The sequence below is a fragment of the uncultured Sphingomonas sp. genome (assembly GCF_964237335.1).
Taxonomy (GTDB): domain Bacteria; phylum Pseudomonadota; class Alphaproteobacteria; order Sphingomonadales; family Sphingomonadaceae; genus Sphingomonas.
The window spans coordinates 21,761-44,030 of record NZ_CAXSHM010000005.1 but is presented as its reverse complement, the minus strand read 5'-3'; the positions used below and the strand labels follow the sequence as shown (position 1 = coordinate 44,030).

17 protein-coding genes are annotated in these 22,270 nt (G+C 67.6%); 8 read left to right on the top strand and 9 right to left on the bottom strand.

All coding sequences use genetic code 11. The features are described 5' to 3' along the window. Positions 1-42: 42 nt before the first annotated feature. Entirely contained in the window at positions 43-3,339 is a 3,297-nt protein-coding gene (locus ACFE65_RS04385; protein WP_375381126.1) for a TonB-dependent receptor domain-containing protein, read from the bottom strand. A 292-nt stretch (positions 3,340-3,631) separates the two neighbouring features. Here ACFE65_RS04385 and phaR point away from each other — a divergent pair, with 292 nt between their 5' ends. Beyond that, complete coding sequence (gene phaR / locus ACFE65_RS04380; protein WP_375381125.1) at positions 3,632-4,216, top strand: polyhydroxyalkanoate synthesis repressor PhaR; 585 nt, start codon at positions 3,632-3,634, stop codon at positions 4,214-4,216. A gap of 34 nt (positions 4,217-4,250) precedes the next feature. Here phaR and ACFE65_RS04375 read toward each other — a convergent pair whose 3' ends face one another. The 5 genes from ACFE65_RS04375 to ACFE65_RS04355 form a co-directional block, all read right to left on the bottom strand. Then, a complete protein-coding gene (locus ACFE65_RS04375; RefSeq protein ID WP_375381124.1) occupies positions 4,251-5,459 on the bottom strand; it encodes an aspartyl protease family protein in 1,209 nt (402 codons plus the stop codon). An 872-nt stretch (positions 5,460-6,331) separates the two neighbouring features. Further along, positions 6,332-7,864 (bottom strand): CpaF family protein, encoded by a 1,533-nt coding sequence (locus tag ACFE65_RS04370; RefSeq protein ID WP_375381123.1) that lies wholly within the window; start codon positions 7,862-7,864, stop codon positions 6,332-6,334. 369 nt (positions 7,865-8,233) lie between these two features. Next, positions 8,234-9,148: a lysostaphin resistance A-like protein gene (locus tag ACFE65_RS04365; protein ID WP_375381122.1), complete on the bottom strand. Its 915-nt coding sequence runs from the start codon at positions 9,146-9,148 to the stop codon at positions 8,234-8,236. A gap of 140 nt (positions 9,149-9,288) precedes the next feature. After that, positions 9,289-10,350, bottom strand: a complete 1,062-nt coding sequence (gene ada / locus ACFE65_RS04360; protein ID WP_375381121.1) for a bifunctional DNA-binding transcriptional regulator/O6-methylguanine-DNA methyltransferase Ada — start codon at positions 10,348-10,350, stop codon at positions 9,289-9,291. Positions 10,351-10,413: 63 nt separating this feature from the next. After that, complete coding sequence (locus ACFE65_RS04355; protein WP_375381120.1) at positions 10,414-11,088, bottom strand: dienelactone hydrolase family protein; 675 nt, start codon at positions 11,086-11,088, stop codon at positions 10,414-10,416. A gap of 237 nt (positions 11,089-11,325) precedes the next feature. Between ACFE65_RS04355 and ACFE65_RS04350 the strand changes: the two genes are divergently transcribed. From ACFE65_RS04350 to ACFE65_RS04320, 7 genes are all read left to right on the top strand, one after another. After that, positions 11,326-11,913 (top strand): F0F1 ATP synthase subunit delta, encoded by a 588-nt coding sequence (locus ACFE65_RS04350; protein WP_375381209.1) that lies wholly within the window; start codon positions 11,326-11,328, stop codon positions 11,911-11,913. An 81-nt stretch (positions 11,914-11,994) separates the two neighbouring features. After that, positions 11,995-13,524 (top strand): F0F1 ATP synthase subunit alpha, encoded by a 1,530-nt coding sequence (atpA, locus tag ACFE65_RS04345; RefSeq protein WP_375381119.1) that lies wholly within the window; start codon positions 11,995-11,997, stop codon positions 13,522-13,524. Between the two features lie 109 nt (positions 13,525-13,633). Beyond that, the gene (locus ACFE65_RS04340) at positions 13,634-14,560 is read left to right on the top strand and encodes a F0F1 ATP synthase subunit gamma (RefSeq protein ID WP_375381118.1); all 927 of its coding nucleotides are present in this window, start codon (positions 13,634-13,636) and stop codon (positions 14,558-14,560) included. Then, entirely contained in the window at positions 14,561-14,818 is a 258-nt protein-coding gene (locus ACFE65_RS04335; RefSeq protein ID WP_375381117.1) for a DUF4160 domain-containing protein, read from the top strand. 29 nt (positions 14,819-14,847) lie between these two features. After that, positions 14,848-15,090: a DUF2442 domain-containing protein gene (locus ACFE65_RS04330; protein ID WP_375381116.1), complete on the top strand. Its 243-nt coding sequence runs from the start codon at positions 14,848-14,850 to the stop codon at positions 15,088-15,090. Positions 15,091-15,102: 12 nt separating this feature from the next. Then, the gene (gene atpD / locus ACFE65_RS04325; RefSeq protein WP_375381115.1) at positions 15,103-16,578 is read left to right on the top strand and encodes a F0F1 ATP synthase subunit beta; all 1,476 of its coding nucleotides are present in this window, start codon (positions 15,103-15,105) and stop codon (positions 16,576-16,578) included. A gap of 78 nt (positions 16,579-16,656) precedes the next feature. Further along, positions 16,657-16,911 carry an ATP synthase F1 subunit epsilon gene (locus tag ACFE65_RS04320; protein ID WP_375381114.1) on the top strand — a complete coding sequence of 85 codons (255 nt, stop codon included), beginning with the start codon at positions 16,657-16,659 and terminating at the stop codon, positions 16,909-16,911. 45 nt (positions 16,912-16,956) lie between these two features. On the opposite strand, the gene ACFE65_RS04315 is transcribed toward ACFE65_RS04320, so the two are convergent. From ACFE65_RS04315 to ACFE65_RS04305, 3 genes are read right to left on the bottom strand one after another with little or no spacing between them, the layout of a single operon-like run. Next, positions 16,957-18,495 carry a hypothetical protein gene (locus ACFE65_RS04315; protein ID WP_375381113.1) on the bottom strand — a complete coding sequence of 513 codons (1,539 nt, stop codon included), beginning with the start codon at positions 18,493-18,495 and terminating at the stop codon, positions 16,957-16,959. Between the two features lie 54 nt (positions 18,496-18,549). Continuing rightward, entirely contained in the window at positions 18,550-20,718 is a 2,169-nt protein-coding gene (locus ACFE65_RS04310) for a primosomal protein N' (RefSeq protein ID WP_375381112.1), read from the bottom strand. A 54-nt stretch (positions 20,719-20,772) separates the two neighbouring features. Further along, entirely contained in the window at positions 20,773-22,227 is a 1,455-nt protein-coding gene (locus tag ACFE65_RS04305; protein ID WP_375381111.1) for a diguanylate cyclase domain-containing protein, read from the bottom strand. Positions 22,228-22,270 lie beyond the last annotated feature (43 nt).

The window sequence follows — 22,270 nt, the reverse complement described above, 5'->3', positions numbered from 1 at the left end:
GCGCCTTGCGACGCGACCCCCTTTTAGTACCGGTACACTGGATCAGTAGTTGACCTTGATCCCCGCATAGACGGTGCGACCATAAGGATCGTAGATCGCGCTGTTGGCGTCGTTGCCGAACAGACCGAACGGAGGCAACGTGTTGAAGGCGTTGTCGACGCCGCCATAGACCTGGAACTGCTTGTTCACGGTCGCCGCCAAACGAAAATTATGATAAACCACTGACGGATAATAGACTTGCGGGTACACGTCCGCGTTGGTCGGTACACGACCGTCGAAGTAATTCTGTGCTTCGTAAGCGCCAATCGTCATCGGGCTGATGTATTGAGCCTGATACCGGAGCGTGAACGGCCCGTGCGTGTAGCTGGCGGTCAGGTTGAACTCGAACTCCGGATCGCCGAGATCGCTCTTCTGACGGGTCGCGTAGCCGGGAATCTGCGGATTGATGTAGTTGTCCCGCTGCGCGATCCACGTCGCCAGCAGCGACAGGCCCACCTTGTCGCCGTTGCCCATTGTGTGGTTATACGCATAATCGATATCGATGCCCGACGTCTTCTGCTTGGCGAAGTTGATGCCGGCAGAAAGAATGCCGTTGTTGGCGAAGGTCCCGTCGGGGTTACGGGTGACGAGCGCGCAGAAGTTGTTGTTGATGCCGGTGGAGTTGTTGTAGCAGGCGTTCAGGATCGCCTGAGCGCCTAGCGAGGCGATCAGGTTGTGGACGGTGATGTTGTAATAATCGATCGTCACCGACATGCCCGGGACCAGATGGGTCGGCTGGATCACACCGCCGAAGGTGAAGCTGTCCGACGTTTCCGGCGTCAGGTTCGGGTTGCCGCCCGACAGGTAGGAGATCGTCTGCGTACGGGCCACGGTGTTGATGAACCCGGTCGGAATACCGGCCGCCGCGCAGTTTGCGCGATAATTGGGCATCGTACCGATGTTAATGACATCGCAGGGGTCGGCGATCGACGCGTAGTTCTGCGAGAACGGGCTGTAAAGGTCCGACTGGGTCGGCACGCGAACCGAGTGCGAATAGTTGCCGCGGAACCGGATGAAGTCCGCGGGCGAATACGTGGCACCGCCATTGTACGTATAGGTCGTCCCGCCGGTATTATTGTAGTTCGATACGCGCGCCGCGCCGGAGATCGTCAGCTCGCGGACGAAGCGCATGTCCTTGAGGAGTGGCGCCTGTAGCTCGACATAGCCTTCCTTCACCTCCAGCGTGGGTGGCAGGAACGGCTGGATCGCGTTGAGGAAGGTCAGCGCTGCCGGATTGGACGTCAGCGTATCCCAGATCGACTTTGATTGTTCGCGCCGATATTCGCCGCCGATCACGAACCCGATCGGGCCGCCGGGGAAACTGAACAGCTGGCTCAGGTTGCCCGACACGTAAGCGTTGGCGTCAAGCTGGTTCGAGAATTGGTTCCGGTGGCTGGTGTAGTTGAAGTAATTGATGGCGCGCGCGTCACCCACGCCCTGTCCGAAGGTGTTGATCGGAAAGCAGGCAGGATCGGTATCCGTGGTCGCGTTGATCGCGCAGATCACCTTGGCACCGGCGCCATTAAGCACATAGTTGCTGCCGGAGAACGACGCCGGCGCGAGCACGGCGTTGATCGCGTTCGCGTAATTCTGCAGGATCAGGTTGTTGGTCGAGAAGTTCTGTGAGTTGAACTGGCCGTAGGACACGGACGCGTCGTATTTCCAGTCATGGTTGAACGTGCCGCGCACGCCGCCGACGACGCGGAACAGCTCACGCCGATCATATTCACCGCGACCGCCATAATCGACGTTGAAACGGCTGGTCGTGAAGGTGCCCGTGGTCGGGTTCGCGCAATAGCCGATCGACTGCAGCGTCGTCAGGTTCGTCGAGCCAAGGAACGGGTTGCTGCAGCTGAACGTGCCATAGCTGCCGCCCTGGAAGAAGGTCGGCTGTCCTTCCTGGTTCTGGACCGTGCGGGTATATTTGCCCTCGAAATAGGCGGTCAGGCCTTCCGAGAAGTCATAGTGGCCAAGAGTATTTAACGCGATACGATCCTGGCGCGGCGAGATCATGCCCGTCTCGTACAGCGTTGAGCCCAATCCACCGACAGTGTTGGTGCTGCCGCCCGCCGTGATATCACGGAAGTCAAGGCTTGGATTGCTGAATGTCAGTTGACCGTTTGGTGTGAATGCGTAGCGTTGGCCAACATAGGCCGTCAGAAAAGACTGTGTGTTGTACGATGGTACGCCAGCATAGTACGTGAGATAGTTGGTGTTCTGGCGACAACGAGCTGTATTGGCGAGCGTTGCTGTGTTGCAGACGGCATTGAGGATGCCGCCGTCGGAAATAGTCCCGTTGCGCACGCCGGAGTAGAAGCCGTTGTCGGGAATGCCATCCGACGCGGAGAATTGCGGCGGCAACAGGTTTTCGGGCGCCACGTTCTCTTGAAGGTTGAACTGGTTGCGGCCACTATAGGAGCCGGTCTCAAAATCGCGGTCCCGATAGTATACCGCGTCCACATGCGCAAGTTCACCGGCGACTGCTATGTTCCCGCGCCCTTCGGCGAAGTTCTTGCCCCATATAGCGCTGACATATTCCTGGCCGTGGTCACCATAGGTCGTCGCGCCGCCCTGAGCATTCAGCTTGAGGCCGGAGAAATTGTCCTTGAGGATGAAATTGACCACACCGGCGATCGCGTCGGAGCCGTAGATTGCCGATTCGCCGCCGGTGACGACGTCGACGCGCTCCAGCAGGTCGGTCGGGATCGTGTTGGTGTCGACCGCCGACGTGCCGGGAACTGATGTGACGTGCCGCCGCCCGTCCACCAGCACCAGGGTGCGGGCGGTTCCCAATCCGCGCAGATCGAGGAGGTTCAGACCCGAGGTGCCGATGAAGCGCGTCGAATTGGCCTGGCTGTACGTCGCGCGCAACTGCGGCAGTTCGTTGAGCGCGTCGCCGACGTTGATGTTGCCCTGCGACAGCAGTTCGTCGGCCGTGATGCTGGTCAGCGGCACCTGGCTGACGATGCCGGGACGTGACAGGCGGGTGCCGGTCACCACGACTGAATTGTCCGGCTCCGGCGAGTCCGCCTGGTTCTGGTAGGCCTGCTCGCCGGGCCGCGTGCCCGTCGTGTCGGTGGCCGTATTGTTTGGCGTCGTCGCCTGATGCGTGTCGGTGGGGTCGGCGCCCGGAACGGGGGTGCAGTTGGCAGCCTGGTCCTTCGTCTGATTTGGGCCGCAAGGCGGCAGCGGCGCCGTCGTTTGTGCCGAAGCGGATACGGCCGTCAGGCCCGCCGCCAGAACGCTGGACGCCAGAGCGCCGCGCAGGGCTGTGGCCGCAAATAGGTGCGAAGACTTCATCATACCCCCGATTTTCAATGACTAACGCCGGCGGTGTTCCGCCTGGTCGACGCCACGAGATGACGGGAGCATGCACCTATCCGCAAGCTGATATTCACCTGACATTCACAAAACCGTCACTTTTTGCCATTTGCTGTTGCGCCTTCGCAACAGCAGCAAACTTGGCGCAATAGATCAGCAACAATCGGTCGCGACGGCGTGCCGCCGCACCACGACGCCCTTCCGCCGTACACCTCATGTTGCCGCGCATCGGCGAAGGGCGTAGCAGCGCGGCAAAACAGGAGGGATTGCCATGAAGAAGCAGGGCGTCGACGGCGTGGTGACGGTGAAGAAATACGCCAACCGCCGGCTCTACAACACCGAGACCTCGTCCTACATCACGCTCGAGCATCTCGCCGTCATGACGCGCGAAGGGCGCGAGTTCCGGGTGGTCGATGCCAAGACGGACGAGGACATCACCCACACCGTCCTCACGCAGATCATCATGGAGGAGGAGGGGCGCGACGGGCAGGCGCTGCTGCCGGTCGGCTTCCTGCGCCAGGTGATCGCGCTGTACGGCGATTCGGTGCAGGCGATGGTGCCCGGCTACCTCGAGGCGTCGATGGACAGCTTCCGCCGCAACCAGGCGCAGTTGCAGACCGGGTTCCAGTCGGCGGTGGAGGGCGCGTTCGCGGCCTCGCCCTTCGCGGAGATCGCCAAGCGCAATATGGCGATGTTCCAGGCGGCGGCGGGCGCGTTCAAGCCGGGCGGCGCGGCGGCAACGGCGGCCGCGGCGCCGGCCTCGGCGGCGTCCGGCGCAAGCAAGGACGCGGAGATCGCGGCATTGAAGGCCGAACTCGCCAGCCTGCACGAGAAGGTCGAACGGCTGGTGAAATGAGGCGGGTGTTTCTGGTCGGCTCACGCCGACGCCGTCAGTAGAAGCGCGCGAGCGTCAGGAGCCGCACCGGGCCGTCGCACTGGCCCAGCCGTACGGTCCGCCCGGGCGTGCCGGCGGACCAGGCGCCCATGCCGCGGGCCACGTATTCGGCGTCGATCGGCTGGCCGTCGACCGAGCAGATGAGGTCGCCCGCGTGCCAGCCGGCCGCCTCCGCCGGGCCGCCGCGCATCACGTGGATCACCTTCAGCCGCCCGGGCTCCAGCGTCATCAGCAGCCCGCTCGTGGAGCGCTGCGGCGGCATGTCAGCGTCCGGACCGGGGCTCAGCACCATGCGTCCGGCCACCGGGTCCATCAGCACGCGACAATGCTGGAGGAAGCCCGACCCGATCCGCCCGGCGACGCCGATCGCCTCCGAAAAGCCGCCGCGCGCCTCCGCCCGCACCTCCACCTCGCGCGCGACCAGATCGCCGACGCGCACCTCGGGCACGATCGCGAGCTCGATGGTGATCGGGCCGGCGAGGCCATAGGCGATCGCGGTGGTCGTGCGGATGCTCGCGGGCACCGCCTCGCGCCAGGCGGGCTGCGACACGGTGATCGCCGATCCATCGCCAGTGTCGACGATCATCGGCGACAGCACATGGCCCGCCAGCGTCACCCGCGTCACGTACACCTGCCGCTCCGGGCTGATCGCGAGCGGCGCGACGAAGCCTGCGAACGGCATGCGGCCGGTGGGGATCAGCCGGAAGCGGCGGCCGGCGTAGTCGATGTCGAGCGCCGCGGTGCCCACCAGGTCGCGACCCACCAGCATGTCGACGGGCGCCGTCCCGCCGGTCGCGATCGCCGGCAGGTCCGCCACCGCCACGCCGCCGCCGCTGCGCACGAGCCCGCCCAGCGCGACGGCACGCGTGTCCACCCACCCGATCGCCACCACCCCGCCGATCGCGGTCGCGCTGCCGACCGCGCGCACCGCCAGGTGCTGCTCCGTGGCATAACGGCGGGCGAGCACGGAATAGCTGACGCCGGTATCGAGGATCGCGCTGACCGGCCGCCCGTCGAGGCTGAGATCGAACCGCATCTGGTCGCCGGGCGTGAGGGTGAAGGGCACCCAGCGGGCTTCTGCATCGCGCGCGAGGAGGGAGGTGCCGGCGGGGAGGGGCATCGCATCGGGCGGCGGTGCCGCGGCGCTGAGCGTGGCCGCTGCGCAGACGAACAGCAGAAAGGGAAGAATCGACAGCCGCCGCATTGCTCCGGCCCTAGGAGTTGGCGATCGCGTCGGAAAGCGGCGACGCCGGCTTGCCGGTCACGAGGGCGACGCAGCCGGACCATGCGGCGCGTGTCGGGGTGGAAGTGCGGTCGGGATGCTGGCATCCAGTCCCATCCAAGCCATTCTAGGTTCTTGGGTCTGTGTTGCTGATATCGGCCATCGCTGGACTAGCGCTGACGCGGCCGGTGGGCGGAACGGCTGCGGGTTTTGCGTCGGAGGCAGCACTGACGGCGGCGGCGGTCCTGGCCGTCGATCGATATCGGAGAGCGAGATATCGATAGCAGCTGACGCCCAGTCGCGGACATTGCCCTCTTGCGGGTGCGGTTCCATTAATGGACGTTGGGTTGGGATCGAAGCGGACGACACCATGAGGATCGGCACTCTAGCGGTAGTAGCTTTGCTCGTCATTGCGATCTTACTGGCTCCTCATATATGGAACCCAGTCGAAAACGGTCCTGACTTACTCAATCCGGAAGCCTTTACGGGCTGCTATGGATCGGGAGAAAGTAGATTAATCGTGACCAGAAATAAGGCAATCGTTGTAGCGATGCATAAGAGCACGCGTATTATCCGCATGTTTCTGTTGAAGTCTGATCCGGCCATAAATACGCTCAATGATCTGGTATTTGATACACGTGGGAACGGCCTACGCGTTGGCACGGCAAACACGGGGTTCTTTTACAAGTTTAATAGCCGGTCTAAGCCTTTTGGTCTATTGCTTCCGGACGATAGCGGAACAGAGCGAACGCTTTCGCGAACTCCATGCTGAACGACCGGTTCTTGCGTGTCGGTCTCGGACGCTGCCGGACCGTTCACCACAAAGCACTGCCGCCAACCGGTCGCGCCGCACCCTACAGACATGCCTCCAGATACGCCTGGTCGAAGCCGAACTGTTTCGCCTTGTCCAACGTGTAGGGACGCAGGCCCATCGAGCGGTATTCGCCGATGATCTTGCCGTCGGCGCTTTCGTCGATGAACTCGAACTTGAACAATTGCTGCGTGACGATCACCGGGCCTTCCATGCCGATCACCTCCGTCACGTCCGTCACGCGGCGGCTGCCATCGCGCAGGCGCTTGACCTGGATGATGAGATCGACCGAGTCGGCGATCTGGCGGCTGATCGCCTCCTTGGGGATCTTGATGTCGCCCATCATCACCATGTTCTCCATGCGCCCCAGCGCCTCGCGCGGCGAGTTGGAGTGGAGCGTGCACATCGATCCGTCGTGGCCGGTGTTCATGGCGGCCAGCAGGTCGAAACACTCCTGGCCGCGGATTTCGCCCAGGATGATGCGATCCGGCCGCATGCGCAGCGCGTTCTTCACGAGGTCGCGGATGCTGATCTCGCCCTGACCTTCGAGGTTCGCCGGGCGCGTTTCCAGCGGCAGCCAATGCGGCTGCTGCAGGCGAAGCTCCGCCGCGTCCTCGATCGTCAGCACGCGCTCACCGGGGTCGATCATCTTGGACAGCGCGTTCAGCATCGTCGTCTTGCCCGAGCCGGTGCCGCCGGAGATCACGACGTTCAACCGGCACGCGCCCGCGATCTTGAGCGCGGTGGCCATCTTGGGGCTCATGCTGCCGCCGGCCGCCATCATGTCGAGCGTGATGGGTTTCGCGGAGAACTTACGGATCGAGATCGCGGTGCCGCGCAAGGACAGCGGCGGGACGATGACGTTGACGCGGCTGCCGTCCTTCAGCCGGGCGTCGGCGAGCGGCGTCGTCTGGTCGACCCGGCGGCCGACCGAGTTGCAGATCCGCTGCGCGATCTGGAACAGATGCTCCTCGTCGCGGAACTGGATGGGCGCGATGACGAGCTTGCCCTTCTGCTCGATGTAGGTCTGCTCCGGGCCGTTGACCATGATGTCGGTGATCGTCGGATCGGCGAGCAGCTCCTCCAGCGGCCCCAGGCCCAGCAGCTCGTCGACCAGCACCTTCTCGAGCGCGAACTGCTCGCGACGGTTGAGCGTCAGCTTGAGCTCGGCGAGCACCTCGCCGATGATCGGGCGGAACTCCTCGGCCAGGTCGTCCTTGCCCAGCGTCGCCGCCGCTTCGGGATCGACGCGCTCGAGCAGGCGCGGGAGAACCTGTTCCTTGATCTTGTGGACGCTGGCCTCGAACCCCTCGGCCTTGCTGTTGCCGGCGTCGCCGCTGGCGTTCTGGCGGTCGGCGAGGCGCTGCATCGCGTCCATCTGCACGCCCGGCATCGTGCCGGTGATGCCGGCCTCCGCTTCGGCGCCGAGCGTGCCCGGATCGAGCGGCGGGAACTGATCGCCACCCTCGCCGTCCATCCGGCCGCCGCTGCCCCCCTGCATCGGTCGCGCGATTCCGAACGAGGGCCGCCCCGGCGTCTGGGTCCCACCACCGCTGCGCCGTCCGAACGCACTCATGCCCGTGATCCTTCTCGCATGAGGGGGAGGCGTAGGGGGCAAGGCTTGAGATTTGCCTAACCAATCCGGTCGCAGCCCCGCCGCCGGCAACCAGGCGTTTACCGCTGCGGGTGCAGAGGACGGGGCATGGAGCATGTCCGCCTGGTCGTCCCCGCCCATCCCGCCCATCCCGCGCCGCCGGTGGCGCCGCACGCGCCCGGCGGGCTGTGGACGGGGGTGGGGGTCGGGCTGGTCCTTACGGGATCGGTGTGTGCGATGGTAGCGGCGCTGTTCGGCACGGACGCGGCGATGTGGCGCGGTCTGCTCGGGCTGGCGCTGGGGTTAGGCGCGGTGCTGCTGGCGGCGGACTGGCTGCGCGGGTCGTCCTGGCTACAGGACAGTGACGTGCGGTCCTCGCGATCGTCGACGCGGGAGGAACGGCACGATGCGATCATGCTTCACGCAGGCGGCGAGGAGCGCGACGCCGAAGCCGGTGGCGATCACGATCGCGGGCAGCGACGCCTCCGCCCCGAACGCGCCGCCGGTGAGGAGCGCGGAGCCCGCGGGATGGTCGACGAGCAGCCCTGGCGTGGCGTTGCCGGAGATCGGGATGCCATAGATCCCGCCCTGCGCGAAGTTCCACGCCATGTGGAGCCCGATCGCGGCCCATAGCCGCCGCGTCAGCATGTACAGCGCGCCGAGCATGATCCCCGCTTCCAGCGCGATCGCGGTGGCGGCGAGCCATGAGGAATTGGCGTTGGCGAGGTGCCCCGCCCCGAACAGCGCGGCCGAGATCGCGAGCGCGGCCCAGCTGCCGAGCCACTGTTCGAGCAGCCGGAAGATCAGCCCGCGGAACAGAAGCTCCTCGCTGAACCCCGACCCGATCGACAGCGTCAGCACGGGCAGGAGGACGGACGCCGCGTGGTGGCCCGCGACGTGATAGCCGCCGAGCAGCGCGATCGCGCCGACGACGACGGAGAACAGCACCAGCCCCGCGACGACGCCCGCTCCAAGCTCGCGGACGGCACCCGCGTGCGCCAGATCGACGTTGCCGCGCCGCTCGATCCAGCGGTTGAAGCCGCGGTAGCTCAGGAACAGAATGATCACCGACGCCACCGTCATCCCCAGCGCGACCAACGGGTCGCCGCCATGCCGAGGCAGGTGAAAGACGCGAACGACCGCCGCCTGGAACAGCGTGGACGGCAGGATCGTGACGATCAGCCCGATCACCAGTGCAACGAGCGGGAAATGGACGATCCGCCAGAAGATGCTGTCGGCTGGCGTGCTCGGATAGCTCGGTTGCATGGGGCTCCGGTCGTTCTGGCCAGAGCATCCGGATCAGGGTGCTTACCCTCTCCCCTTTTGCCCTGAGCTTGTCGAAGGGCTGCCTTCCCTCGCGAGAAAGGGCAGTGCTTCGACAAGCTCAGCACGAACGGGGAAAGGGATCAATCGCCTCGTGTCTGCGACCCATCCCGCTCCCTCGCCAGCAGCGCGGCCTTGCGGTCCAGGCCCCAGGCATAGCCGCCGGGCGATCCGTCGCCGCGCGCGGCGCGGTGGCAGGGGACGATGACGGCGACCGGGTTGGCGCCGCACGCGCTGCCGGCCGCCCGCGCCGCGCCCGGCTTGCCAGCGGCGGCGGCGAGCGCGGCGTAGCTGGTCGAGGTGCCGGCCGGCACCCGGGCGAGCGCCTGCCACACCGCTTCCTGGAACGCGGTGCCTCGGACGTCGAGCGGCAGCATGTGGTCCTGGCCGGGCGCCTCCACGACCGCCACGACCTGCGCGGCGAGACCGGCCAGCGCCGCGTCGCCCGGCTCGATCCGCGCGGCGGGGAAGCGGGCGACGAGCGCGGCCTCGTCCTCGTCGAACGCCACCCGGCAGAGCCCGCGGGCGGTCGCCGCGATCAGCAGCGGGCCCAGCGTCGAGGCGGCGATCGTCCAGCGGATCGTCTCGCCCCGGCCGCCGTCGCGGCGCGCCGCGGGCGCCATGCCGAGGCGGGGCGCGGCCTCGGCGTAGAAGCGGCTGGGGGCGGCGTAACCGGCGGCATAGACGGCGTCGGTCACGCTCGCCTCCCGGGTCAGCGCGGTGTCGGCCCGGGCGGTGCGCAGCGCGCGAGCGTAGGCGGCGGGCGTCACGCCGGTCGCGCGGCGGAACAGGCGGTGGAAGTGATGCGGCGCATAGCCGACCTGCGCGGCGAGGCTGCCAAGATTGGTCGGTCCGTCCCGCTCGATCAGCGCCGCCGCGGCCGCCACCGCGACCCGGTCTCGTGCCGCCTCATCGGGACGACACCGCAGGCAGGCGCGGTAGCCCGCGGCTCGGGCCGCCGCGCCATCCGCGAAGAAGGCGACGTGCTCGCGCGCCGGCCGCCGTGCCGGACAGCTCGCCCGGCAATAGATGCCGGTGGTCGCCACCGCGACGACGAAGCGCCCGTCGGCCTGCCGATCGCGCGCCAGGAAGGCGGCCCAGGCGGCATCGGGGTCGATTGTGTCGGCGGCGGCGGGCGTGTCCATGACGCTCGTCCTACCTGCGCCGCCGACACCACGCATCCTGCCGCTTGCTGTCAAACTCCCTGCCTACCCGCCGTTCGCGCGGAACAGCGCCAGCGTGCGCTCACGCGCCAGCTCCGCCGACGCCTCGTGGTAATCCTTGCGCCGGTCCGAGCTGAAGCCGTGGCCGGCGTCGTACAGGTGGATGTCGGCGTGCGCCGGGTGGCGGGCGATCAGCGCCTCGACGCCTTCGAGCGGGATGCCGGTGTCATAGCGGCCGAAATGCGCCACCACTGGAATGCGCGGCACCTCGTCCGTCAGCGGCACCTGGCTGCCGTAATAGCTCGACGCCGCGGCCACCCCCGTCATCCGCGTCGCCGCGAACCAGGCGACCGAGCCGCCATAGCAATATCCGACCGCGAACACCGACCCCTTGGGCTGGAGCACGTCGATGCACGTCTGCACGTCGGCGAGGCTCTGCTCGAACGGGTGGAGCTGGCGCGCGAGCTCGATCGCGCGCTGCAGGTCCGGGCCGGTGTACCCCGCCTCGAACCCCGGCTGCTCGCGGTCGAACAGCGCCGGCGCCAGCACCTCATAGCCTTCGGCGGCATAGCCGTCCGCCACCTCGCGGATGTGCTCGGTGACGCCGAATATCTCCTGCACCACGATGAGCCCGCCCCGCCGTTCACCGCCGGGCTGGACGTGATACACGGCGATTTCGGCGCCATCGCCCATCGTCATCCGGTCGAACTTGCCTTGCATTCCCATATCCCTCGCCAGCGTCGTCTAGGCGTCGAGTGCCCGACGCGCGGCCAGCCAGCAAGGGCTTCGGGTTGCATCACCGCCGACCCCATGCTAGCCGCCCGCCGACCCCAGCGAGGTGCCGTTTGCGCGCCGTCGTGGCGCATGTTCCGCGTAGATGGGTCGAACATTGATTGAATGGGGAAGACGCGTCGCGTGGAGAGTTCGGGCGGTAACCAGGCCACCAGCGGCAATACCATGGGTGGCCGCTCGGCGCCGGGCATGCAGGCGAGCCTCGCCGGCCGCTATGCCACCGCGCTGTTCGAGCTTGCCCGCGACGGCACCGGCGAAGCAGGCGGCTCCCGCGCGATCGAGGCGGTGGAGCGCAGCCTGTCGATCGTGCAGGCCGCGCTGCGCGAGTCGGATGAGTTCGCGCGGCTGACCACTAGCCCGCTGGTCGATCGGGTCGCCGCGGGCCGCGCGATCGACGCGGCGGCGCGCGTGATGGCGCTCGATCCCACCACGACGAGCTTCCTGGGCGTCCTCGCCGCCAACCGTCGGCTCGCCGAGCTGCCGCGCGTGATCCGCGCGTACCGCCAGCTCGCCGCCGGCTGGCGTGGCGAGACGAGCGCGGAAGTGACGAGCGCGCACCCGCTGACCGACGATCAGGTGACGGAGCTGAAGCATCAGTTGCGCGCCCGCATCGGCCGCGAGGTGACGGTGGACCTCCAGGTCGATCCCGCGCTGCTCGGCGGGCTGGTCGTCCGGATCGGCTCGCAGATGATCGACAGCTCGATCCGCACCCGCCTGGGCGCGCTCTCGCATGCAATGAAGGCCGGCGGCTAGCGCTGCTGGTGGGGCCGACGGCTGACGCCGTCGGGAAGGCTGGCGGTTGACCCCGCCCGGAAAGGCTAAAGGCAAGACACGATGGACATCCGCGCCGCAGAAATATCGAAGGTCATCAAGGACCAGATCGCCTCGTTCGGCACTGAGGCCCAGGTCAGCGAGACCGGCCAGGTGTTGAGCGTCGGCGACGGCATCGCGCGTATCTACGGCCTCGACAACGTCCAGGCGGGCGAGATGGTCGAGTTCTCGAACGGCGTTCAGGGCATGGCGCTGAACCTGGAGGCCGACAATGTCGGCGTCGTGATCTTCGGCTCGGACGCCGAGATCAAGGAAGGCGATGTCGTCAAGCGCACTGGCACGATCGTCGACGTGCCCGTCGGCAAAGGGCTCTTGGGACGAGTGGTCGACGGCCTGGGCAATCCGATCGACGGCAAGGGACCGATCGTGGCCACCCAGCGCAGCCGTGTCGAGGTGAAGGCTCCAGGGATCATCCCGCGCCAGTCGGTGTCGGAGCCGATGCAGTCGGGCCTGAAGGCGATCGACGCGCTGGTGCCGGTCGGCCGTGGCCAGCGCGAGCTCATCATCGGCGATCGCCAGACCGGCAAGAGCGCGGTCGCGATCGACGCGTTCATCAACCAGAAGACCGCCAACGCGGGCACGGACGAGTCGAAGAAGCTGTACTGCGTCTATGTCGCGATCGGCCAGAAGCGCTCGACGGTGGCGCAGCTCGTCCGCACGCTGACCGAGCAGGGGGCGATGGAATATTCGATCGTCGTCGCCGCCACCGCGTCGGAGCCCGCGCCGCTCCAGTTCCTCGCGCCCTACACCGGCGCGGCGATGGGCGAGTATTTCCGCGACAACGGCATGCACGCGCTGATCGTGTTCGACGATCTGTCGAAGCAGGCGGTCGCCTATCGCCAGATGTCGCTGCTGCTGCGCCGCCCACCGGGCCGCGAGGCGTATCCCGGCGACGTGTTCTATCTCCACTCGCGTCTGCTGGAGCGCGCCGCCAAGATGTCGGACGCGAACGGCGGCGGCTCGCTGACCGCGCTGCCGATCATCGAGACGCAGGCAGGCGACGTGTCGGCCTATATCCCGACCAACGTGATCTCGATCACCGACGGGCAGATCTTCCTCGAGACCGACCTGTTCTTCGCGGGCATCCGCCCGGCGATCAACGTCGGCCTGTCGGTCAGCCGCGTCGGCTCGGCCGCGCAGACCAAGGCGATGAAGAAGGTGTCCGGCTCGATCAAGCTGGAGCTGGCGCAATATCGCGAGATGGCGGCGTTCGCGCAGTTCGGATCGGACCTCGACTCCTCGACGCAGAAGCTGCTCAACCGCGGCGCGCGGCTGACCGAGCTGCTCAAGCAGCCGCAGTTCAGCCCCATGCCGTTCGAGGAGCAGGCGGTGTCGATCTTCGCGGGCACGCAAGGCTATCTCGACGCGGTGCCGGTCGAGGCGGTGACGCGGTACGAGGCGGCGATGCTGTCCGACCTTCGCGCCAACCATGCGGGGTTGCTAGAGGATATCCGTACCAAGCGGGACATCTCCAAGGATACGGACGCCGGACTGAAGAAGGCGCTGGATGGTTTCGCGAAGGCGTTCGTGTAACCCTGCTGTCATCCCCGCGAAAGCGGGGACCCATCTCCCGATCGCGGGGAACGGGTCAGCGGCAGGTGATGGGTCCCCGCCTTCGCGGGGATGACGAAGTGAGAACCGAATGGCTACCCTCAAGGCCCTCAAGGTCCGCATCGGCTCGGTGAAGTCGACGCAGAAGATCACCAAGGCGATGAAGATGGTCGCCGCCGCCAAGCTGCGCCGTGCCCAGGAGGCGGCGGAGGCAGGGCGTCCCTATGCGCAGCGGATCGAGGCGGTGGTGGCGAGCCTCGCGTCGCAGGTGACGATCGGCGAGGGTACGCCCAAGCTGCTGGCGGGCACCGGCAAGGATCAGGTCCATCTGTTCGTCGTCGCGACAAGCGACCGCGGCCTGGCGGGCGCATTCAACACCAACATCGCCCGCCTCGCGCGCCGCCGCGCCGAGGCGATGCGGCGCGCGGGCAAGACGGTGAAGTTCCTGACCATCGGCAAGAAGGGTCGCGGCGTCCTCGCGCGGCTGTACCGGACCGACATCGTTCACTCGGTCGACGCGGGCGATCTCGGCAAGTTCAGCTATGCCGAGGCGAAGGTGTACGCCGCCGACCTCATCCGCCGGTACGAGGCGGGCGAGTTCGACGTGGCGCACCTGTTCTATTCGCATTTCAAGTCGGTGCTGACGCAGGAGCCGACGGAGCAGCAGATCATCCCCGTCGCCGCCGCGATCTCGCCGGTCGCGGCCGTGGTCGCCCGGACATCGGAGGACGGCCGCAAGGTCGCGCTCGCGCCCGGCAGCGAGGCGGCGGTAGAGTATGAGCCTGACGAGGAGTCGATCCTGGCCAGCCTTCTGCCCACCAACGTCGCCGTGCAACTGTTCCGCGCGATGCGGGAGAATGCGGCAAGCGAGCAGGGCAGCAAGATGACCGCGATGGACAACGCCACGCGCAACGCGGGCGACCTCATCAAGCGGCTGTCGATCCAGTACAACCGCGCGCGGCAGGCCGCGATCACGACCGAGTTGGTGGAGATCATCTCGGGGGCGGAGGCGCTGTGAGTGCCGACCCTCAGCATCTTCTTCGGCATCGCGATCCGCATGTTCTGGCGGGATCATCCGCCTCCGCATTTTCACGTCAACTATCAGGGCGAGGAGGCGCAGCTCGGGCTGGATGGCACGGTCCTCAACGGCTCGCTTCCGCCGCGTATCGAGGCTATGGTGCGTGAATGGGCGTTAGAGAATCAAGACGCGCTTTTAAAGGCGTGGGAGGATTGCAGCAACGCCCGCGTCCCCACACGCATACGTCCGCTTCGCTAGGTACGATTACCTTCCGTGCTCCGTGGCGGGTGCTCGCGCTGGAGATCATTGGCGATCATGAGATTTACGTTTGGCATGTCGACGGCGTATCGGGCCGGGTGAAGTTCGAGGACGGGTTTTTCAGGGGCGTGTTCGCTCACCTGCAAGAGCCCGCTCTTTTCGAGGAAGTCGATGTCGTCGGCGGCGCGGTGGCGTGGCCGGGTGAAATCGATCTTGCGCCCGATGCAATGCATGACGAACTCGCCCGCAACGGCGAATGGATTTTGAATTGAGGATTTGAACAGATGGCCACCGTCCTAGAGGACCGCCCCGCCGCCACCGGCACCAACAACGTCGGCCGCATCGCGCAGGTGATCGGCGCGGTCGTCGACGTGCAGTTCGAGCAGGGGCATCTCCCCTCGATCCTGTCGGCGCTGGAGACCAGCAACAACGGCAACCGCCTCGTGCTCGAGGTCGCTCAGCATCTCGGCGAGAACATGGTCCGCACGATCGCGATGGACGCGACCGATGGCGTCACGCGCGGGCAGACGGTGCGCGACACCGGCGCGCAGATCACCGTCCCCGTTGGCCCGGCGACGCTCGGCCGCATCCTCAACGTCATCGGCGAGCCGATCGACGAGCGCGGCCCGGTCAATTCCGAGTTCCATTCGCCGATCCACGCCAGCGCGCCGCCGTTCGTCGACCAGTCGACCGAGAGCGCGATCCTGGTGACGGGGATCAAGGTGATCGACCTGCTCGCCCCCTATGCGCGCGGCGGCAAGATCGGGCTGTTCGGCGGCGCGGGCGTCGGCAAGACGGTGCTGATCCAGGAACTGATCAACAACATCGCCAAGGGCCATGGCGGCGTGTCGGTGTTCGCGGGCGTCGGCGAGCGGACGCGCGAGGGCAACGACCTGTACCATGAGTTCCTCGACGCGGGCGTGATCGCCAAGGACGCGGACGGCAACGCGATCAGTGAGGGATCGAAGGTCGCGCTGGTGTTCGGTCAGATGAACGAGCCGCCGGGCGCCCGCGCGCGCGTCGCGCTGTCGGGCCTGACGATCGCCGAGTATTTCCGTGACGTCGAGGGGCAGGACGTGCTGTTCTTCGTCGACAACATCTTCCGCTTCACGCAGGCGGGCTCGGAAGTGTCGGCGCTGCTCGGCCGCATCCCGTCGGCGGTGGGCTATCAGCCGACGCTGTCGACCGACATGGGCGCGCTGCAGGAGCGGATCACCTCAACGAACAAGGGCTCGATCACCTCGGTGCAGGCGATCTACGTGCCTGCGGACGATCTGACTGATCCGGCGCCCGCCACCTCGTTCGCGCATCTCGACGCGACGACGACGCTCAACCGCGCGATTTCGGAGCTCGGCATCTATCCGGCGGTCGACCCGCTCGACTCCACGTCGCGCGTGCTGGAACCGCGCGTCGTCGGCCAGGAGCATTACGACACGGCGCGCGCGGTCCAGCAGATCCTGCAGAAGTACAAGTCGCTGCAGGACATCATCGCGATCCTGGGCATGGACGAGCTGTCCGAAGAGGATAAGCTCACCGTGTCACGCGCGCGCAAGATCCAGCGCTTCCTGTCGCAGCCGTTCCACGTCGCGGAGGTCTTCACCGGCATCAGCGGCAAGTTCGTGCAGATCGAGGACACGATCCGCTCGTTCAAGGCAGTGGTGCACGGCGAGTACGACCACCTGCCCGAGGCCGCCTTCTACATGGTCGGCGGCATCGACGAGGCGGTAGCCAAGGCGCAGAAGATGGCGAGCGAAGCGTAAACTCGGCCACGGCGGCCGCATAGGGTCGCGCACCTAACCGGACGCCTCGCTCGCCACATCAGGAATTGGAATAGCTGCGTGCCTCTACACTTCGAACTCGTCACGCCTGAGAAGCTGCTCCGGTCGGAGGAGGTCCATATGGTCACCGTGCCCGGCATGGAGGGCGACTTCGGCGTGCTGGAGGGCCATGCGCCGCTAATGGCGACGATCCGGGACGGCGCGCTGCTGATCCAGCGCACCGCCGGCGGGCCGACCGAGACGATCGCGGTTGAGGGCGGTTTCGCCGAGGTGAACGACAAGGGCCTGACGGTGCTCGCCGAGCAGGCCGGCTGAACGACCGGGCCCGGCCTCCGCTCGTGATCGCGAGGGCTCGGGCCGTCAGGACTTTTTGTCGTCGGGCGTAGCATCGCTTGCATGCTTGAGTACGCCGAGCGCCGCTTGCGTGCCGTCGGCGTCGAGCGCGGTCAACGTCTTCCTGGCCAGATCGACTCCGCTGCCGCCATGCGCGCTGTCCGCCAGCGGCTCCAGGGCGACGTGCGCCGCCTCCTTGTCGCCCCGTTCGAGCAGCACGGCCGCAGCCTCCAGCCGCAATCCGTACAGGTCGGGCCGCAGCCTGTAGGCCCACAGCAGCCCGTCCCCCGCCGACGTCGGCGCCGCCGTTCCCGCCGCGGCGAACGACTCGTAATAGAGCTGGGGCGGATAGGAGTAGAGCGGCTCGATCTTGTTGGCGGCCAGGAAGTAACGGCGTGCGGTCGTCCAAGCGGCCTGATCCTTGCTGCCCGCCTTCTTCAACTGCGCGATCCGCGCATTTCCCTTGTAGATTAGCGCGTGGACCGACCTGGGATCCGCCACCAGAGCACGATCGGCGGCGGCCTCGGACGCGGCGAAGTTCCCGGCGTCATACTCCGCCTCGGCAAGCTCGTTCTGCGCCGCCGGATCGCTCGGATAGGGTGCCGCGAGGCGCCGCGCGTCGGCGATCACCAGCTGCGCCTGCCTAGGATCGACACCGTTGCGCGATCGGATCAGCGCCGGCATCATGGCCCGCTCGCCTGCGTCTAGCGGAGATACCGTGACCTCCTCCGAAACCGCCTTTTCGGCCGGGATGGTCGCCGCGGGCCATTGGGTGCGGTGCGCGTAGCCGTCGAGCTTCAAGTCGAGCGACGATGTGACGCCCAGCACCTGCGTCGCCTGCTCCGGCGTCTTGCCGCTGTTGATCGCCACGATATAGGCCGCAAGCTGCTTGGACCGGTCGCGATCGAACATCAGATAGTCGGTCAGCAGCCAAGCCCGCCCGTAGAAGACCTGCGCCTGCAGGCCGTCATGGTAATCCGGGCCGCGCCGGACCAGCCGCTCGATGGGCACGATGTTGGACTTGTCGATGCCATAGGCGCGGTACAGGGGCGGCGCACCGAAAGTGACGCCGCCGTCGCTGGCGAACTTGGCGGTCGCGAACAGCTCGGCGAATCCCTCGCTGAACCAGGTCGGCACCGCAATGCCCTCGAAGCTCGAATACATGATGTGGTGCGTATACTCGTGCAGCATGACCTCCTGCGGGGTCAGCGAGCGCTCGTCGCCTTCGCCTGCACGACGCGGAATGAAAGCGTCCACCTCCGAGGCGAAGTCGTTGCGGTAGAAGCCGGCCGCGTTCGACACGCCGCTCAATCGCTGGATGTCGCTGACGCCGGGCACGACGAACACGTGGACGCGCGCCGACGGGCTTACCTCCGGCGTCTTGAGCGCCAGCACCGAACGGATCGCGGCGTCGAACCGCTCGAGCCGCTGCGCATAGGTCTTCACCGCTTCGGGACGATCATCGGAATAGACCACGAAATGCCTGGAGCTGGCCTTCATCCATTCGGCCTGCGCGGCAGTGCCCGCAAATAGCGCGAGTGCCGCTACCAAGGTCCTGCGTAACATCGTGATTTCTCCCTTTGCCGGTGAGGCTACCTGGCGCGGGCTCGCCGTCAAGCTCTACAGGAAGCTGTACGGATCGACATCCACGCTCACCCGCACCTTGGGCGGCCAGTCGAGCGCGCCCAGCCAGGCGCGGATCAAGTCCTGTACGTCGAGCGCGCGGCGGGCGTGGACCAGCAGGCGGTAGCGGTGCCGCCCGCGCAGCATCGCGAGCGGCGCGGGCGCGGGGCCATAGACATGCATGCCTTCGGTCTGCGGCGCGGCGCGGCCGATCGCGGTGGCGGTGGCATGCGCTGCCGATTGCTCCTCCGCCGACACGACGATCGCCGCATAGCGACCGAACGGCGGCGCCCCCGCCTCGCGCCGCGCCTCCGTCTCCGCCTCGTAGAAGGCGTCGGCGTCGCCCGTCACCAGCGCCTGCATCACGCGCGCACCAGGCTGATGCGTCTGAATGAACACGCGGCCGGGCTTCTCGCCGCGACCGGCGCGACCCGACACCTGGCGTACCTGCTGGAAGGTGCGCTCCGCCGCGCGCAGGTCGCCGCCCTCCAGCCCCAGGTCGGCGTCCACCACGCCGACGAGCGTCAGATTGGGGAAGTGATAGCCCTTGGTGACGAGCTGCGTGCCGACGACGATGTCGATGTCGTGCGCCTCCATCCTCCCCACGAACTCTGCCGCCTTGGCGGGCGACCAGACCGTGTCGGAGGTGACGATCGCCACCCGCGCCTCGGGCAGCAGCGCGCGCACCTCGTCCGCGATCCGCTCGACGCCGGGGCCGCACGCGACCAGCGTGTCCTCGCCCTGGCACTCGGGGCAGACGCGGGGCGTGGGCTCGGCATGGCCGCAATGGTGGCAGGCGAGTCGGCGGATCAACCGGTGCTCCACCATCCAGGCGGTGCAATTGGGGCATTGGAAGCGATGCCCGCAGGTCCGGCAGAGGGTCAGCGGGGCATAGCCGCGCCGGTTGAGGAACAGCAGCGACTGCTCGCGCCGCTCCAGCGTCTCGGCGAGCGCCCGCACCAGCGGTGGCGCCAGCCAGCGACCGCGTTCGGGCGGGTCGGCGATCATGTCGATCGCCGCGATCGCGGGCATCTCGGCGGCGCCGAACCGACTCGGCAGGCGCAGCTCTGCATAGCGGCCGAGCGCCACCTGCTGACGCGTCTCGATCGCCGGCGTGGCGGAGGCGAGCACGACCGGGCATTCCTCGAACCGGCCGCGCATCACCGCCACGTCGCGGGCGTGATAGTGGACGCCCTCCTCCTGCTTGAAGCTCGTCTCGTGCGCCTCGTCGACGACGAGGAGGCCGAGGTTGCGGTAGGGCAGGAACAGCGCCGATCGCGCGCCGACCGTCACCAGCGCCTGGCCGCTCGCGATCGCGCGCCACGCCCGCCGTCGCTGCGTGGAGCGGAGCCCCGAATGCCACGCCACCGGCTCGCAGCCGAACCGCTCGGCGAAGCGGCGCAGGAACGGCTCGGTCAGCGCGATCTCGGGCAGCAGCACCAGCGTCTGGAGCCCTGCCCGGATCGCGGCGGCGACCGCCTCGAAATAGACTTCGGTCTTGCCCGATCCGGTGACGCCGTCGAGCAGCGTGGGCGCAAAGGCCCGCGCACGCACATCGGCGGCGAGCCGGTCGGCGGCGGCCTGCTGGTCGGCGGACAGGGCAGGGGGCGCATGGTCGGGATCGGGTACCGGATAGGGGCTGTCGATGTCCGCCGACACCGCCTCGATCGCGCCCGCCTTGACCAGCCCGCGCACGACCGCTTCGGACACGTCCGCCATCGTCGCCAGTTCGCGGATCAGGCCCTGGCGGTCGCCGATCCGCTCCAGCGCCTGCGCGCGCGCCGGCGTCAGGCGTAGGGGCACCTCGCCGGTCGCGCGATATTCCACCATCATCCGCGCGCCCTCGATCGCGCTGGTGGACGACAGCGCCATCCGCAGCACGGCGGCGGGCGGCGCGAGGTAATAGGCCGCGGTCCACTCCACCAGCCGGCGCAGCGGCGCGCCGAGCGGCGCCACATCGGCGACGGCGAGCAGGTTGCGCAGGCGATTGTCGCCGACCTCCGCGTCCGACGGCATCGCCTCGGGCTCCCAGACGACGCCGAGCAACTGGCGCGGACCCAAGGGTGCGACGACGACCGAGCCGGGCTCGACGGTCATGCCGTGCGGCACCCGATAGTCGAGCGGACCGAGCGCGGCGTTGAGGAGGAGGACGCGGGCGCGCGACATGCCCGCTAGATAGGACGACCCGCCGCCGGGGCCTAGCGCCGCGTCACAGGACGACTAGCCGGTACGCCGGTCGTTCCGTCGACGATCGCCGACCCGCTGGCGCTTGGCGGCGTACAGCACCGTGTCGGCGGCGTGGACCAGATCGCGCACCGCACCGTGGTCGGGATCGAGCGCAGCGATGCCCACCGTGCCGGCGGCGATCATGCCGAGGCCGCCGACCGAGACGGGCACCCGCAACCCGTCCTCGATCCGCCGGACCAGCGTGACGGGATCGGCGGCGAGCGCCGGTTCCTCGATGATGAGCGCGAACTCGTCACCGCCCAGCCGTGCGGCGCAGCTGCCGGCGAGCCACGGCGCGCGCAGCATCCGGCCGACGCCGCGCAGCACGTCGTCGCCGGCCAGATGCCCCAGCGTGTCGTTGATCGCCTTGAATCCATCGAGATCGATCATCGCCAGCAGCAACGGCCGATCGCCGCCGCGGGCGCGGTCCATGGCCGCGCTCAGTGCGCGCTCGAACGCCGCGCGGTTGCCGAGGCCGGTCAGCACGTCGGTGTCGGCCGATCGGCGCAGCGCCGTCTCCAGCGCGTGCCGGTCGGTAACGTCCTGGAAGACGCCGAAGATCGCGATCGGGCGTCCATCGGCCATCTCGCGCTCGGCCAGCGACCGAACGCGGCGGTACTCGCCCTGCGCGGTGACGAAATCCTCCTCGATCGCGAACGGCTCCCCCGTCTCGATCGTCCGGACGAGCGCGGCGCTGACCCGGGCACGCGACGCGGGCGCATAATGGTCCAGCGCTCCATCAATGGGCAGCGCGCCGCCGATCGGCAGACCATGAATGCGGTACACGTTGTCCGACCATTCGAGCCGCGCGTCGTCGAGCGAGAAGCGCCACGACCCGATCATCGCCATCCGCTCGGCCTGGCGGAAGATGTCGTCCTTGCGAGTGAGCTCGGTCGCCAGCGCCTCGCTCGCCCGCGCGACATCGAGCGACCGGATGGCGGCGCCGCGCGCGGCGATCAGCGCCTCGGCGATCGTCGCGAGGTGCGCCAGCGCGCGCCGGCCGCGATGATCGAGGCAGCGGGGCGCGGTGTCGATCACGCATAGCGCGCCGATCGCCTGCCGCTCGCCGCTTCGGTCGACCGCGTGGATCGGCGTGCCGGCATAGAAGCGCAAGGCCTCGGGGCCGGTCACCAATGGATTGGATGCGAAGCGCACGTCGGTCGTGGCGTCGTCGATCACCAGCGGTTCGCTGCCCCGGATCGTCCAGTCGCAAAAGGCCAGCCCGCGCGGCGTCTCGGTGAAGCCGGGGCTCGATCGCGCCTTCACCCATTGCCGGTCGCGATCGATCAGGTTGAGCATCGCGGTCGGGCAGCCCAGCATGTCGGCGGCCAGCGCCACCAGCGCGTCAAACTCCTCCTCCGCTTCGGTGTCGAGCAGCGCCAATCCCTGCAACGCGGTCAGCCGGCGCACCTCGTCGAGGCCGGGAAGAAGACGTGGGGCATTGGCCATGACCGATGAGTAACCGGCGGGAGGTTTAAAAACCCTTTGCGCC